The organism is Pseudomonas sp. GZD-209 (assembly GCF_049310485.1).
GTDB classification, from domain to species: domain Bacteria; phylum Pseudomonadota; class Gammaproteobacteria; order Pseudomonadales; family Pseudomonadaceae; genus Aquipseudomonas; species Aquipseudomonas sichuanensis.
The window spans coordinates 1-13,592 of record NZ_JBMOWQ010000141.1 but is presented as its reverse complement, the minus strand read 5'-3'; the positions used below and the strand labels follow the sequence as shown (position 1 = coordinate 13,592).

Here is a 13,592-nt window from a genome sequence, read left to right as displayed (position 1 = left end):
CCCCTTTTTCAGTGGTTTTTGTTCAGGCGTGTCTTTTGATGCTTCCTCCCCCCCCCCCAGGGCCGCAGAGCGGCCCCATTTGATTCATAGGCATTGCATCCAGCGGATCAGATCGCCGCGTCGCTCCACTGGCCATTCACCAGGCGGCGCAGCCCCAGCGGGTTGCCGTCGCGCAGTGCTGCCGGCAGCAGCGCCTGCGGGTAGTTCTGGTAGCACACCGGGCGCAGGAAGCGGTCGATGGCCAGGGTGCCGACCGAAGTGCCACGGGCATCGGAGGTGGCCGGGTAGGGGCCGCCGTGGACCATCGCATCGCACACCTCGACACCGGTCGGGTAACCGTTGACCAGGATGCGACCGACTTTCTCCTCCAGCAGCGGCACCAGCCAGGCGAAGGCTTCGAAGTCCTCCGGCTCGCCAATCAGCGTGGCGGTTAGCTGGCCACGCAGGCCGAGCAGGGCGGCGCGCAGTTGCTCGTTGCCGCTGACTTCCACGGCCACGGTGGTCGGGCCGAACACTTCTTCCTGCAGCAGCGGGTCGGACTCCACCAGCAGGCGGGCATCGGCCTTGAACAGCTGGGCGCGGGCCTGGTTGCCCTCCTGGGCCTGACCGGCCAGGTGCTGGATGCCGGCGTGGGCGTGCAGGTGCTCCAGGCCGCCAACGTAGCTGCGCAGGCCGCCCGCGTTGAGCAGGGTCTGGCCGGCCTGGGCGTCCAGGTGCTGGCCGAGGTCAGCCAGCAGTTGGCTGAACTGCGGCGATTGCAGGCCGATGACCATGCCTGGGTTGGTGCAGAACTGACCTGCGCCCATGCACACGGAACCGGCCAGCTCACGGGCAATGGTTTCGCCGCGTTTGGCCAGGGCGCCCGGCAGCACAATCACCGGGTTGATACTGGACATTTCGGCGAACACCGGGATTGGTTGCGGGCGCTCGGCGGCCATGCGGCACAGGGCATCGCCGCCTTTGAGCGAGCCGGTGAAGCCAACGGCCTGGATCGCCGGGTGCTTGACCAGCCACTCGCCGACACCGCCACCGAAGACCATGTTGAACACGCCCTTGGGCATGCCAGTGCGGGCGGCGGCGCGCTCGATGGCGCAGCCGACCAGGTCGGCGGTGGCCATGTGGCCGCTGTGGGCCTTGAACACCACCGGGCAGCCGGCGGCCAGGGCGGCGGCGGTGTCGCCACCCGCGGTGGAGAACGCCAGCGGGAAGTTGCTGGCACCGAACACCGCCACCGGGCCGACGCCGATGCGCATTTGGCGCAGGTCGACCCGTGGCAGCGGCTGGCGCTCGGGCAGGGCCAGGTCGATGCGTGCGCCAAGGTAGTCGCCGCGGCGCAGCACTTGGGCGAACAGACGCATCTGGCCGCTGGTACGGCCACGTTCGCCCTGGATGCGGGCGGCGGGCAGGGCGGTTTCACGGCAGACGATGGCGACGAAGCTGTCGTCCAGCTCGTCAAGCTCGGCGGCGATGGCGTCGAGGAATTCGGCGCGGCGTGCCGGGGGCAACTGGCGGAACTCGGCGAAGGCGGCGGCGGCGGCTTGGGCGGCCTGGTCGACTTCGGCTTCAGTGGCTTGGGCGAAGCTGTAGGGCAGGGCTTCGCCGGTGGTGGCGTCCAGGCTTTGCAGGCGCTGGGTGCCGGCGGCGCTGCGCTGGCCTGCGATGAAGTTGTGGCCGAGGATCTCAGGCATGGGGTGCTCCTGTTGGCTTGAACATGGAAGGGGCGAATCGGAATCGATGGGTTGATGCAGCCTTCGTGGGAGCGGGCTTGCCCCGCGATACCGGCGAAGCCGGTGCCATCAATCGCGGGGCAAGTCGCATCGGCGCACCGCCGTTCCCACGCCACTGCATCAGGTAATGGGTGCCGGGTTGAACAGGGTGATGTCGTTGTGCAGCCCGTGCCGCTCGGCCCAGGTCTGCTTGCGGCCGCTGGCCACGTCCAGGTAATAGTGGAACAGCTCCCAGCCCAGCTCCTCGATGCTCGAGCGGCCGGTGGCGATGCGCCCGGCGTCGATGTCGATCAGGTCGGGCCAGCGCTGGGCCAGCTCGGTGCGGGTGCACACCTTGACCACCGGCGCCATGGCCAGGCCGTACGGCGTGCCGCGCCCGGTGGTGAACACGTGCAGGTTCATGCCTGCGGCCAGTTGAAGGGTGCCGCAGACGAAATCGCTGGCCGGGGTGGCGCAGAAGATCAGGCCTTTGCGCGTCACCCGCTCGCCCGGGCCGAGCACGCCCTGGATGGCGCCGCTGCCGGACTTGACGATCGAGCCCAGGGACTTCTCGACGATGTTCGACAAGCCGCCTTTCTTGTTGCCTGGCGTGGTATTGGCGCTGCGGTCGGCGGCGCCCTGTTGCAGGTAGCGGTCGTACCAGTCCATCTCGCGCACCAGCGCTTCGGCCACCTCTGGCGTTTCGGCGCGGGAGGTGAGCATGTAGATGGCGTCACGCACTTCGGTGACTTCCGAGAACAGTACCGTGGCCCCGGCGCGCACCAGCAGGTCGGCAGCATAGCCCAGCGCCGGGTTGGCGGTGATGCCGGAAAACGCATCGCTGCCGCCGCACTGCATGCCGAGGATCAGCTCGCTGGCCGGTACGCTCTGGCGGCGGCGCTGGTCGAGCTTTTTCAGGCGGGTTTCGGCCAGTTGCATGATCTGCTCGATCATCTCGACGAAGCCCAGCGAGGCGTCCTGCAGGCGGTACAGCCAAGGCTCGCTGAGGTCTACCGACGGGTCGCCGTCGTGCATCACCTGGCCGGCCTGGAGTTTTTCGCAGCCCAGGCTGATCACCAGCGCTTCGCCGCCCAGGTTGGGGTTGCGCGCCAGGTTGCGCACGGTGCGGATCGGGATGTAGGCGTCGCGGGCATTGATCGCCACGCCGCAGCCGTAGCTGTGGGTGAGGGCGACCACGTCATCGACGTTGGGGTATTTGGGCAGCAGTTCGGCGCGGATGCGCTTGACCGCGTGGTCGAGCACGCCGGTCACGCACTGCACAGTGGTGGTGATGCCGAGGATGTTGCGGGTGCCGACGGTGCCGTCGGCGTTGCGGTAGCCTTCGAAGGTGAAGCCTTCGAGCGGCGGCAGGGCGGCGGGTACGGCGTCGCAGCGCGGCAGGCTGTCGAGCTCGGGCGCGGCCGGCATGTCCAGCTGATCTTCCTTGACCCAGCTGCCTTGTTGCAGCCGTTCGCGGGCATAGCCGATGACCTGGCCATAGCGGCGTACAGGGTCGCCGGGTTGGATATCGACGGTGGCCACCTTGTGGCTCTGCGGCACGCCTTCGACCAAGGTCAGGCCGTCGGCGAAACGGGCGCCTTCGCCCAGGCCGCCGTCGTTCACCACCACCACGACGTTGTCGTCATCGTGCAGGCGGACGTAGCGGGGCGACTCGGAATGTTCGATCAACTGCATGGTCAGGCCCTTCTGGTTATTTCTCTCAGGCGTTCATACGGCCGCCGGCGCCGCGTGCACGGGCGCCGGGGGCTTTCACTCAGTGGCGCGAACCAGCCAGTTCAGCGGTTGGCGCGGGTTCTTGCTTTGGGCCGTCCTTGAGCTCGATGCGCTTGATCGGGCCGACGATCACCAGGTAGCTGAACACCGCCACCAGGGCGTTGGCGCCGACGTACACCAGCGCCCACTTGAACGAGCCGGTAGCACTGATGATGTAGCCGATGACGATCGGTGTGGTGATCGACGCGATGTTGCCGAAGGTGTTGAACAAACCACCCGACAGCCCTGCGATCTGCTTGGGCGAGGTGTCGGCCACCACGGCCCAGCCCAGCGCACCGATGCCTTTGCCGAAGAAGGCCAGGGTCATGAAGCCTACTACCATCCATTCGGCGTCGACGTAGTTGCAGAACACCATGGTGGTCGACAGCAACAGGCCGCAGACGATCGGCAGCTTGCGCGAGAAGGTCAGCGAGTTGCCGCGGCGCAGCAGCCAGTCCGACAGCACACCACCGAGCACACCACCGATGAAGCCGCAGATCGCCGGCAACGAGGCGATGAAACCGGCCTTGAGGATGGTCATGCCGCGTTCCTGCACCAGGTACACCGGGAACCAGGTGAGGAAGAAGTAGGTGATGGCGTTGATGCAGTACTGGCCCAGGTATACGCCCAGCAGCATGCGGCTGGTCAGCAGCTGCTTGATGTAGCCCCATTTCGGGCCGTCGTTGCCGCGTTTCTGGTCCATGTCCACCAGGCCGCCGTTCTGCTCGATGTGATCGAGTTCGCTGGGGCTGATGCGTGGGTGCTGGCGTGGGTTGTAGATCGTCTTCATCCACACCCCGCTGAACACGATGCCCAGTACACCCATCACCACGAACACGTGCTCCCAGCCGAAGCTGAAGACGATCCAGCCCATGATCGGGGCGAACAGGGCAGTGGCGAAGTACTGCGCCGAGTTGAAGATTGCCGAAGCGGTGCCGCGCTCCTGGGTGGGGAACCAGGCCGCGACGATCCGGGCGTTGCCGGGGAACGACGGGGCTTCGGCGAAACCGACCAGAAAGCGCAGGGTGAACAGCGTGACCACGGCCCAGGCCACCGGCAGGCCACCGACGAAGCCCTGCAGCAGGGTGAACAGCGACCAGGTGAAGATGCTGAAGGCATAGACCTTCTTCGAGCCGAAGCGGTCGAGCAGCCAGCCGCCGGGGATTTGCCCGGCCACGTAGGCCCAGCCGAAGGCGGAGAAGATGTAGCCGAGGGTGACCGCGTCGATGCCAAGGTCCTTCTGCAGGCTGGAGCCGGCAATGGCAATGGTGGCGCGGTCGGCGTAGTTGATGGTGGTCACCAGGAACAGCATCAACAGGATCAGGTAGCGTACATGCGTCTTCTTAGTAGCTTGCATGCTGCTTACTCCCACTAGTTATTTTTGTGCGGGCTATCAGATTGTATTTTGGCGCCAGGGCAGGGCGCTGGACCGCGTTGCGGCCCATTGCCGGCAAGCCTGCTCCTGTGGGAGCCGGTTTGCCGGCGATCGGGGCTTACAGTGTCTGTGGCCCCATCTTGTCCATCAGCGCGGCGAGCATCTCGTACTCCTGCGCGGTCAGGTCGGTCAGCGGCGTGCGCACCGGGCCTGCGTCGTAGCCGGCGATCCGCGCGCCGGCCTTGACGATGCTCACGGCGTAGCCGGACTTGCGGTTGCGGATGTCCAGGTACGGCAGAAAGAAGTCGTCGATCAGCTTGCCGACGGTGGCGTGATCGTCACGGGCGATGGCGTGGTAGAAGTCCATCGCGGTCTTGGGCACGAAGTTGAACACCGCCGAGGAGTACACCGGCACACCGAGGGCTTTATACGCGGCAGCATACACCTCGGCGGTGGGCAGGCCACCCAGGTAGCTGAAACGATCACCCAGGCGGCGACGGATCGACACCATCAGTTCGATATCGCCCAGGCCATCCTTGTAGCCGATCAGGTTCGGGCAGCGCTCGGCGAGCTTTTCCAGCAGGTCGGCATTCAGGCGGCAGACGTTGCGGTTGTAGACCACGACACCGATGTTGACGGCCTTGCACACTGCCTCGACATGGGCGGCAACGCCGTCCTGGCTGGCTTCGGTGAGGTAGTGCGGCAGCAGCAGCAGGCCCTTGGCGCCCAGGCGCTCGGCTTCCTTGGCGTATTCGATGGCCTGGCGGGTCGAGCCGCCGACACCGGCGAGGATCGGTACCGAGGTGGCGCAGGTGTCGACTGCGGTCTTGATCACCTGGCTGTACTCGCTGGCGGCCAGGGAGAAGAACTCACCGGTGCCGCCAGCGGCGAACAGCGCGCTGGCGCCATAGGGGGCCAGCCATTCCAGACGCTTGACGTAGCCGGCAGGGTTGAAGTCGCCCTGGGCGTCGAAGTCGGTGACCGGGAAAGACAGCAGGCCGTGGGAGAGGATGGATTTCAGTTCTTGTGGAGTCATTGTTGTAGGCATCCTGTGGCGCTTGGGGTGAAGGGTGTTGTTTTTCGTTAGAGGTAAGTTATCGTACAACTTGTACGATGACTAGTCCCCTTGGGTAGATTTTTTGATTTGGGGGTTCGCCGTCAGGTGTTTGTTGGCGGGGAGATCGAGCGCCGCCCGCGCGGCGCTCGATCTCACAGGCGCAGAAGATCTTACGACAACCACTTGGCAGTCATCGTATCTCTAGGCGAAAGAAAGGAAAAAAAGATCGCGGAGACAGGCACAAGCCCGCCGCCCGCTTCCACGGGAAGAGTTCTGGGACCAGCAGAGGGTGACCGTAGGAAACGGGGGCGACCTTGCGCCGCCCCGCGATCAAAGCTAACGAAGCTTTGCTGGATCAGGCTGCCTGATGGCGCTTGACCTGAGACTTGCGGACCTGGGCGCGGCAAGCGTCGCCGAAGGCCTGGAACATCTTGATCGAGTCAGGGTTCTTCGCCGCCTGCCACTCCGGGTGCCACTGCACCGCGAACAGGAAGGGCGAAATGCTCGGCGCGTGAATCGCCTCGACCAGGCCGTCTTCGGCATGGGCAATCGGCTCGATACCGGCACCCAGCTTGCGCAGGCCCTGGCCGTGCAGCGAGTTGACGCGGATCTCGTCGGTGCCCAGGGTGTCGCGCAGCCAGCTACCCGGCTTGATCTTCACCCCATGCACCTGGGCGTATTGCACTTCGACCGGATCTTCCGGGTTTTCCCGGTGGTCGTTGAAGCCAGGCTCGGCGTAGACCTTCTGGTAGATGTCGCCGCCCAGGGCCACGTTGATTTCCTGCATGCCACGGCAGATGCCGAAGATCGGCAGGCCGCGCTTGATCGCCGCCTTGACCAGCGGAATGTCGAACAGGTCGCGGTTCTGGTCCTGGCCCTTGCCGGGGGTTTGGTTCTCCTGGCCGTACAGGGCCGGGTCGATGTTGCTGCCGGCACCGGTCAGGTACACGCCGTCGGCCATGTCCAGGTACGTCTCGAGGTCGTCGCTGCCGCAGCAGGTAGGGACCAGCACCGGGACGCAACCGGAGAACTCGACCAGCGGGGTGATGTATTTGTGGGTCATGACCTGATAGTCATGGCCTTTGCGCTCTTGGCTGCCCATGGTCATCAGGACGACGGGTTTGCGCAGGGAAGGTTGCTTGTTGCCAATGTTGCTGTTGGACATATGTCACCTTGGGACAGGTCTTGCCTGTCGTTGTTGTGCAGGCGCACGGCCGGGGCCATGGGTGCAGCCTGTAGCCCCGAGCACTGCCGGCTCGCCTCAGGGGCGATGCCGGTCGGGGCCTGACTGATAGCTTGCCAGAGCCGTTCGATATGTCAAACGAGTGGCAGGGCGCCGAGGCGCCGTTTTTCGGGGGCTTGAAGGTCTCGGAGCCTTGGGTGACAAGGGTTTGGCGGGGGTTTGGGTCAATAATATTTAACGACGCAGTTGGCTCTTTGCGTGGCTGCAATGATTATTCACTTTGCGTAGCACGGCGGTAGGCATTGGGCGTCTGGCCGCTCAAGCGTTTGAAGAAACGGGCGAAGTAGGTGGGGTCGCTGAAACCCAGGCTGTCGGACAGCTGGCCGATGCTCATGCGCGTGTACGACAGGTTGCGCCGGGCTTCGAGCAGCAGGCGCTGGTGCACCACCTGCAGTGCGGTCTGGCTGGCCAGGGCGCGGCACAGCTGATTGAGCTGCAGGCTGCTGATGCCCAGGCGCGCAGCGTAGGTTTCCACGGCCAGGTGCTCGCGGTAGTGCGCCTCGACCAGGCGCAGATAGCGGCCAAGCAATTGTTGGTCGCGCTCGCTGCGGGTGCGCGGGGCGCGGTCGTGCTGCTGACGGTTGATCCACACCATCAGCGCGGTGACCAGTGCTTGCAGCAACGCCGCCCGTGCCGGGGCATTGCCCTGGTATTCCTGTTGCAGCGTGTCGATCAGCGTGTGCAGGCGCAGGCGGTCCTGGCCCAGCGGGTAGCAGCCGGGCGCGGCCAGGACGCTCAATGGCGCGCCCAGGCGTTGCTCGAGGTCGGCCACCAGCGCCGTGCCAAAGGTCAGCGCATGGCCCTGGATATCGGCACTGAAACGAAAGCCATGCACGGTCAGCGGCGGCACCACCTGGATCGCCGCCTGGCGGATCACGCTGCGCTCGCCCTCGATCTCCACCTGCGCCTCGCCGCGCTGCACGTACAGCAGCTGGAACAGCTCGGCATGGCGATGCGCCTTGATCTCCCAGTGGTGCAGGCGGCTGCGTGCCGGGATCGACTCGCAGTGCAGCAGGTCGGTGTCGGGCCAGGCGTGGCTTTCGCCGTAGAGCTGGAACAGCGGAATGCCGGAGAGCGGGCTGGGCATGGGGATGGCCTTGTCCGTTAATCGAACGTTTTTTGCAAAAGTGCAGTTTTTACAGTGGATAGCACACTTTTTCGGCCTGAATCGCTCGTAAAAATGCAGGGGAGAACCGTAACAGCACAAAGAGACAACAACAATGAAGACTCAGGTTGCAATCATCGGCGCAGGCCCGTCCGGCCTGCTGTTGGGCCAACTGCTGCACAAGGCCGGCATCGACACGCTGATCGTCGAGCGCCAGACCCCCGACTACGTACTTGGGCGCATTCGCGCCGGGGTGCTCGAACAGGGCACCGTCGATCTGCTGCGCGAGGCCGGGGTCGGCGAGCGCATGGATCGTGAAGGGCTGGTCCACGAAGGCGTCGAACTGCTGGTCGGTGGCCGCCGCCAGCGCCTGGACCTCAAGGCGCTGACCGGCGGCAAGACGGTAATGGTCTACGGCCAGACCGAGGTCACCCGTGACCTGATGCAGGCCCGTGAGCAGAGCGGGGCACCGATCATCTATTCAGCCAGCAAGGTGCAGCCCCATGACATCGACGGCGCGCAGCCATACCTGACGTTCGAGAAGGATGGCCAGTTGCACCGCGTTGACTGCGACTACATCGCCGGCTGCGACGGCTTCCACGGGGTCGCCCGGCAAAGCATTCCTGAAGGTGTGCTCAAGGCCTACGAGCGGGTCTACCCGTTCGGCTGGTTGGGGCTGCTGGCCGATACGCCGCCGGTGAACCACGAGCTGATCTACGCCCACCACGAGCGCGGCTTCGTGCTGTGCAGCCAGCGTTCGCAGACCCGCAGCCGCTACTACCTGCAAGTGCCGCTGCAGGAGCAGGTGGAGGACTGGCCGGATGCGCGTTTCTGGGCTGAGCTCAAGGCTCGGCTGCCCGAGGAGGTGGGCAAACGGCTGGTCACCGGCCCGGCCCTGGAAAAGAGCATCGCGCCGCTGCGCAGCCTGGTGGTCGAGCCCATGCAGCATGGCCGGTTGTTCCTGGTCGGTGATGCCGCGCACATTGTCCCGCCCACGGGTGCCAAAGGTCTCAACCTTGCAGCCTCGGACGTGAACTACCTGTACCGGATCCTGCTCAAGGTGTACCGCGAAGGCCGGACCGACCTGCTGGCTCAGTACTCACCCATGGCCTTGCGCCGGGTGTGGAAGGGCGAGCGCTTCAGCTGGTTCATGACCCAGTTGTTGCATGATTTTGGTGAGCATCACGATGACTGGGACCGCAAGATGCAGGAGGCTGATCGCGAGTACTTCCTCAGTTCGCAGGCGGGGTTGGTGAATATTGCCGAGAACTATGTGGGGTTGCCGTTCGAGGTGGTGGAGTAAAGGGGCGGTAGTTTTGTAGGCGCGGCACAAGGCCGCTCCTGCAGATGTCGTGCATTACCTGTGGGGGCCGGCTTGCCGGCGATTGGCCCCTCCAAGAAATCAACGTGTCAGCAGCGCGACCATCTCCCCATACCCCCGCTGGCGCGCATGCTCCAGCGCCGTCACCCCGTCCTTGTCGGCAATCGCCGGGTCGGCCCCGGCCGCCAGCAGCCGACGGACGATCTCCACATGGCGCGGCCCGCCATCGCCGAGGATCACCGCCTCCAGCAGCGCGGTCCAGTGCAGGCGGTTGAGGTGGTTCACATCGACCCCGGCATCGATCAGCAACTGCACGGTCTGCACATGCCCGCGCTCGGCCGCCGGGATCAGTGCGGTGCCGCCGTAGCGGTTGGTACTGCTCAAGTCGGCGCCATGGGCGAGGGTCAGGCGCAGTATCTCGTTAAGGCCACGGGCACCGGCGTACAGGTAAGGGCTGTCGTGGATGTTGTCCTTGGCGTTGACGTCGGCACCCGCCTCGATCAGTACCTGCGCTGCGGCGACCTGGTTGGCGTGGGTGGCTACCAGCAGCGCGGTCTGGCCTTGCTCGTCACGGGCGTCGAGGGTGGTGCCCTGGGCGAGCGCCTGGCGGATGGCGGGCAGGTCGCCAAGGCGGGCGGCATCGAACAGGCGGTTATTCATGGGCAGGCTCTCGGCGTGGGCGGCAAGGCTGGTGAGCAGGGCCAGCAGCAGGGTGGCAATCGGCAGGCGCATGGTCTGGGGTTCCTGGCAGGGCGAGCGTTCATCCTAGGTAACTGCGCGCGGCGCCAGAAGTGAATTTTCTGGATGCCAGGCAGTGGCTTTGCGCATGGTTGCCGGGCGTGGAGGGGCGTGATAGAAGTCAGTCTTGTCATTCAGAAGTCGAATACCAAGATGTCCATCAGCGTTAAATCGAATAGAGCCCTGTTCGACCTCGACCTGCTGCGCGCCATTGTCGTGGTGGCCGATTGCGGCAGTTTCACCACTGCGGCGGCACGCCTGCATTCCACCCAATCGACCATCAGCCAGAAGGTCCGCCGCCTCGAAGAGATGGTAGGCCACCGCCTGCTGGTGCGCGGTAACCGCGACGTGCTGCCTACCGATGCCGGCCAGACCCTGCTGGGTTACGCCCGGCACATGTTGGCGCTGAACGACCAGATGCTCGAAGCGTTGGCCGGGGCCATGGTCGGCATGACCGTGCGCCTGGGCGTGCCCGAGGACTTCGTGGGCGGGCGCACCACCAATGCGCTGTCGGCCTTCAGCCGGCGCCACCCGCAGGTCAAGCTGGAAGTCACCAGCGGGCTGTGCCGCGACCTCAGCCAGGCCTACGACAACGGTGAACTCGACCTGGTGCTGCTAAAGCAGCGGCGCAACAGCCGCGAAGGGGTGGCCTGCTGGCCGGAGCGCCTGCAATGGATCGACAGCGCGCGAATGCCAGCCTTCGAGCTCGACCCGGTGCCGCTGGTGACCTTCCCGCCACGGGGCCTGTACCGCGACGACATGATCAGCGCCATCGAGGGCATGGGCCGGCGCTGGCGCATCAGCTTCACCAGCTCCAGCCTCAGCGGCATCCAGGCGGCGGTGGCCGATGGCATGGGCATCAGCCTGCTGCCGCCGCGGGCGGCAACCCGTGAGCATCGGGTGCTGGGGGGCGAGCAGGGGCTGCCGGAGGTGGACAGCTACGAGATCGTGATCGTGCACCGGCCCACGGCCGATGTGATGGTCAAGGCGTTGGCCGAGGTGCTCACCGAGCTGCTGGCGGTGCAGGCGATCTGAAGGGGATGTTCAGCTGTTCCACTGCGGTGCGAAATCCGGGCTGACCAGGCGCCGGTCCTTCGCCAGCGCGGCGATCCGTGCGCGGTCCTCATCATCCAGGCGCAGGTCCAGCGCCGCCAGGTTGGCCAGTTGGTTTTCACGGCTGCTGGCTTTCGGGATCACTGCCACGGCGGATTGCTCCAGCAACCATGCCAAGGCCACTTGGCTGGGCAGCACACCGTGTTTGTCGGCGATGGTGCGGATGGCCGCTTGTTCGGCAGCCTGGCCGCGTGCCAGTGGGGTGTAGGCGGTGAAGGCCAGGCCATGCTGGCGAGCGAAGTCGAGCAGCGGCGTCTGGTCGAGCAGCACGTGGTACTCGACCTGGATCGCCGACAGCGGGGCGCCCAGTTGTTCGATCACCTGGCGCAGCAGCCCGAGCGGGAAGTTGGCCACGCCGATGCAGCGCGCCTTGCCTTCATCACGCAGGGCCACCAGGGTTTCGATGCTGCGCGCCAGGTCCCAATCCTTGCCCGGCCAGTGGATATGGAACAGGTCGACCTGTTCGGTGCCCAGGGCGCGCAGGCTGTCTTCCAGGGACTGGCGCATGGCCTGGGGGGCGAGGCGGTCCCACCAGACCTTGGTGGTCAGGTGAATGGCCTCGCGCGGCACGCTGCTGTCACGCAGGGCCTGGCCGACTGCGGCTTCGTTGTTGTAGGCGGTGGCGGTGTCGATATGCCGGTAGCCCAGCTCCAGCGCCTGGTGCACGGCGCGGGTGCAGTCGGCGCCGGTCATTGGCCAGGTGCCCAGGCCGATGGCAGGCATGTCGAGGCCGTGGCGGGTGGTGAGCCTGTGCATGGAGGTACTCCTTGTACTGATGGAAAGGTGGACGGACATGATCGGCCATCGGTGAATGGCTGGCAGTGGGGGCAGGGGGAAAGTGGTCGATCAGCGAACGAAATGTACCGGGCAGTACAGAAGCCTTGGCCCAGGCAATGTTCATCGCCGTGGATCTCTTCTAGAATCCGCGGATGCCCGGGCGCAAGGCCGGGGCCACCGCCCGAGAGCCCCATGAGTTCCAGTACGCCGCTGTCCGGAGTCAACCAGCCGCTGCGCGGTATCACCTTGGTGGTGGTGGCCACTTTCCTGTTCGCCGGTCACGACGCGTTGTCGAAGTTCCTCGGCGGCATCTACCCGATCATCATGGTGGTGTGGGCTCGTTACCTGGTGCACACCTTGCTGATGGCCGGGATCTTCCTGCCCAAGGCTGGCATGGCGGTGTTGCGTACCCGGCGCCCGTTGTTGCAGACCCTGCGTGCCTTGAGCCTGCTCAGCACCAGCCTGTTGTTCACTGCCGGCTTGCAGTATTTGCCGTTGGCCGAGGCGACGTCGGTCAACTTCCTGGCCCCGGTGCTGGTCACTGCGTTGTCGGTGCCGTTGCTCAAGGAGCGGGTCACGGCGGGGCAGTGGGCGGCGGTGGTGATGGGGTTTGTCGGGGTACTGGTGGTGGTGCATCCCGGCGGGGCGATGTTTACCCCGGCGATCCTGTTTCCGTTGGGGTCGGCGCTGGGGTTCTGTTCGTACCAGTTGCTGACGCGGGTGCTGGCGGCCCATGACAGCCCGACTACCAGCAACTTCTATGCGGGGTTGTGCAATACCTTGGTGTTGAGTGCGATGGTGCCGTTTTTCTGGCAGGTGCCGGAGTGGACGCATGCTTTGTTAATGCTGGCGCTGGGGGGGTGTGGGATGACGGCGCATCTGCTGCTGACGCAGGCGTTCAGGTTTGCGGCGCCGGCTCTGTTGGCGCCGTTCAGTTATTGCCAGATTGTGTTTGCGGGGTTGTTGGGGTTGGTGGTTTTTGGGCAGGTGCCGGATGGTATGAGTTTGGTGGGGATTTCGGTGATTTGTTTGAGTGGGTTGGGGGCGGCTTGGATGCAGCGGCGTAAGTAGGGGGTGGAATTTGGAGGTTGTTGCAGTTATTGCTTGACGGTTTCAAGTTTCAAGTTTCAAGTTTCAAGTTTTTTGGATCTTGTTGTCTGTTGGTTTTGATAGTTGTATGCGCATTCATTTGTGATGTCGACGCATAGTCACCTTTCCGCCCTTACGGCGGGTTACTTTGGTCTTGGCCAAAGTAACCAAAGCCGCTCGCTCCCATCATACGGCCCCTACGCTGCGCTTCGGGGTCCCTTCGCTCCGGCGTCCTCCGGGCCCGCGCGGCCTCCGACTTGCTGCGCAAGTCTACATCTCGCGCCTTCGGCTGCGC

General features: G+C 65.1%; 11 protein-coding genes. 3 read left to right on the top strand and 8 right to left on the bottom strand.

Features of this window, described 5'->3' with window-relative positions; genetic code table 11:
* Positions 1–107: 107 nt before the first annotated feature.
* The 6 genes from ACO6VM_RS16800 to ACO6VM_RS16775 all read right to left on the bottom strand — a co-directional run bounded on the left by ACO6VM_RS16800 (position 108) and on the right by ACO6VM_RS16775 (position 8,241).
* On the bottom strand, positions 108–1,688 hold the full coding sequence (locus tag ACO6VM_RS16800; protein ID WP_401060585.1) for an aldehyde dehydrogenase (NADP(+)): 1,581 nt from the start codon (positions 1,686–1,688) through the stop codon (positions 108–110).
* 159 nt (positions 1,689–1,847) lie between these two features.
* A complete protein-coding gene (garD, locus tag ACO6VM_RS16795) occupies positions 1,848–3,401 on the bottom strand; it encodes a galactarate dehydratase (protein ID WP_125858846.1) in 1,554 nt (517 codons plus the stop codon).
* Between the two features lie 79 nt (positions 3,402–3,480).
* The gene (locus tag ACO6VM_RS16790) at positions 3,481–4,836 is read right to left on the bottom strand and encodes an MFS transporter (protein ID WP_347149979.1); all 1,356 of its coding nucleotides are present in this window, start codon (positions 4,834–4,836) and stop codon (positions 3,481–3,483) included.
* A gap of 136 nt (positions 4,837–4,972) precedes the next feature.
* On the bottom strand, positions 4,973–5,890 hold the full coding sequence (gene kdgD / locus ACO6VM_RS16785) for a 5-dehydro-4-deoxyglucarate dehydratase (protein WP_401060587.1): 918 nt from the start codon (positions 5,888–5,890) through the stop codon (positions 4,973–4,975).
* A gap of 376 nt (positions 5,891–6,266) precedes the next feature.
* Complete coding sequence (locus ACO6VM_RS16780) at positions 6,267–7,076, bottom strand: gamma-glutamyl-gamma-aminobutyrate hydrolase family protein (protein WP_110996215.1); 810 nt, start codon at positions 7,074–7,076, stop codon at positions 6,267–6,269.
* A 289-nt stretch (positions 7,077–7,365) separates the two neighbouring features.
* Positions 7,366–8,241, bottom strand: coding sequence for a helix-turn-helix domain-containing protein (locus ACO6VM_RS16775; RefSeq protein ID WP_422403552.1), 876 nt, complete (start codon positions 8,239–8,241; stop codon positions 7,366–7,368).
* A 133-nt stretch (positions 8,242–8,374) separates the two neighbouring features.
* Here ACO6VM_RS16775 and pobA point away from each other — a divergent pair, with 133 nt between their 5' ends.
* Complete coding sequence (gene pobA / locus ACO6VM_RS16770; RefSeq protein ID WP_422403551.1) at positions 8,375–9,562, top strand: 4-hydroxybenzoate 3-monooxygenase; 1,188 nt, start codon at positions 8,375–8,377, stop codon at positions 9,560–9,562.
* A gap of 99 nt (positions 9,563–9,661) precedes the next feature.
* Here the strand turns inward: pobA and ACO6VM_RS16765 are convergent, their stop codons facing one another.
* Positions 9,662–10,312: an ankyrin repeat domain-containing protein gene (locus ACO6VM_RS16765; protein WP_422403550.1), complete on the bottom strand. Its 651-nt coding sequence runs from the start codon at positions 10,310–10,312 to the stop codon at positions 9,662–9,664.
* Positions 10,313–10,471: 159 nt separating this feature from the next.
* On the opposite strand from ACO6VM_RS16765, the gene ACO6VM_RS16760 reads away from it, so the two are divergent.
* On the top strand, positions 10,472–11,353 hold the full coding sequence (locus tag ACO6VM_RS16760; RefSeq protein ID WP_110996210.1) for a LysR substrate-binding domain-containing protein: 882 nt from the start codon (positions 10,472–10,474) through the stop codon (positions 11,351–11,353).
* Between the two features lie 9 nt (positions 11,354–11,362).
* On the opposite strand, the gene ACO6VM_RS16755 is transcribed toward ACO6VM_RS16760, so the two are convergent.
* Entirely contained in the window at positions 11,363–12,187 is an 825-nt protein-coding gene (locus ACO6VM_RS16755) for an aldo/keto reductase (RefSeq protein ID WP_401060596.1), read from the bottom strand.
* Between the two features lie 213 nt (positions 12,188–12,400).
* On the opposite strand from ACO6VM_RS16755, the gene ACO6VM_RS16750 reads away from it, so the two are divergent.
* Positions 12,401–13,279: a DMT family transporter gene (locus tag ACO6VM_RS16750; protein ID WP_401060597.1), complete on the top strand. Its 879-nt coding sequence runs from the start codon at positions 12,401–12,403 to the stop codon at positions 13,277–13,279.
* Positions 13,280–13,592 lie beyond the last annotated feature (313 nt).

Coding starts and splice junctions, on each gene's coding strand:
- ACO6VM_RS16800 (WP_401060585.1), bottom strand. CDS start 1,688: ATGCCTGAGATCCTCGGCCACAACTTCATCGCAGGCCAGCGCAGCGCC.
- garD (WP_125858846.1), bottom strand. CDS start 3,401: ATGCAGTTGATCGAACATTCCGAGTCGCCCCGCTACGTCCGCCTGCAC.
- ACO6VM_RS16790 (WP_347149979.1), bottom strand. CDS start 4,836: ATGCAAGCTACTAAGAAGACGCATGTACGCTACCTGATCCTGTTGATG.
- kdgD (WP_401060587.1), bottom strand. CDS start 5,890: ATGACTCCACAAGAACTGAAATCCATCCTCTCCCACGGCCTGCTGTCT.
- ACO6VM_RS16780 (WP_110996215.1), bottom strand. CDS start 7,076: ATGTCCAACAGCAACATTGGCAACAAGCAACCTTCCCTGCGCAAACCC.
- ACO6VM_RS16775 (WP_422403552.1), bottom strand. CDS start 8,241: ATGCCCAGCCCGCTCTCCGGCATTCCGCTGTTCCAGCTCTACGGCGAA.
- pobA (WP_422403551.1), top strand. CDS start 8,375: ATGAAGACTCAGGTTGCAATCATCGGCGCAGGCCCGTCCGGCCTGCTG.
- ACO6VM_RS16765 (WP_422403550.1), bottom strand. CDS start 10,312: ATGCGCCTGCCGATTGCCACCCTGCTGCTGGCCCTGCTCACCAGCCTT.
- ACO6VM_RS16760 (WP_110996210.1), top strand. CDS start 10,472: ATGTCCATCAGCGTTAAATCGAATAGAGCCCTGTTCGACCTCGACCTG.
- ACO6VM_RS16755 (WP_401060596.1), bottom strand. CDS start 12,187: ATGCACAGGCTCACCACCCGCCACGGCCTCGACATGCCTGCCATCGGC.
- ACO6VM_RS16750 (WP_401060597.1), top strand. CDS start 12,401: ATGAGTTCCAGTACGCCGCTGTCCGGAGTCAACCAGCCGCTGCGCGGT.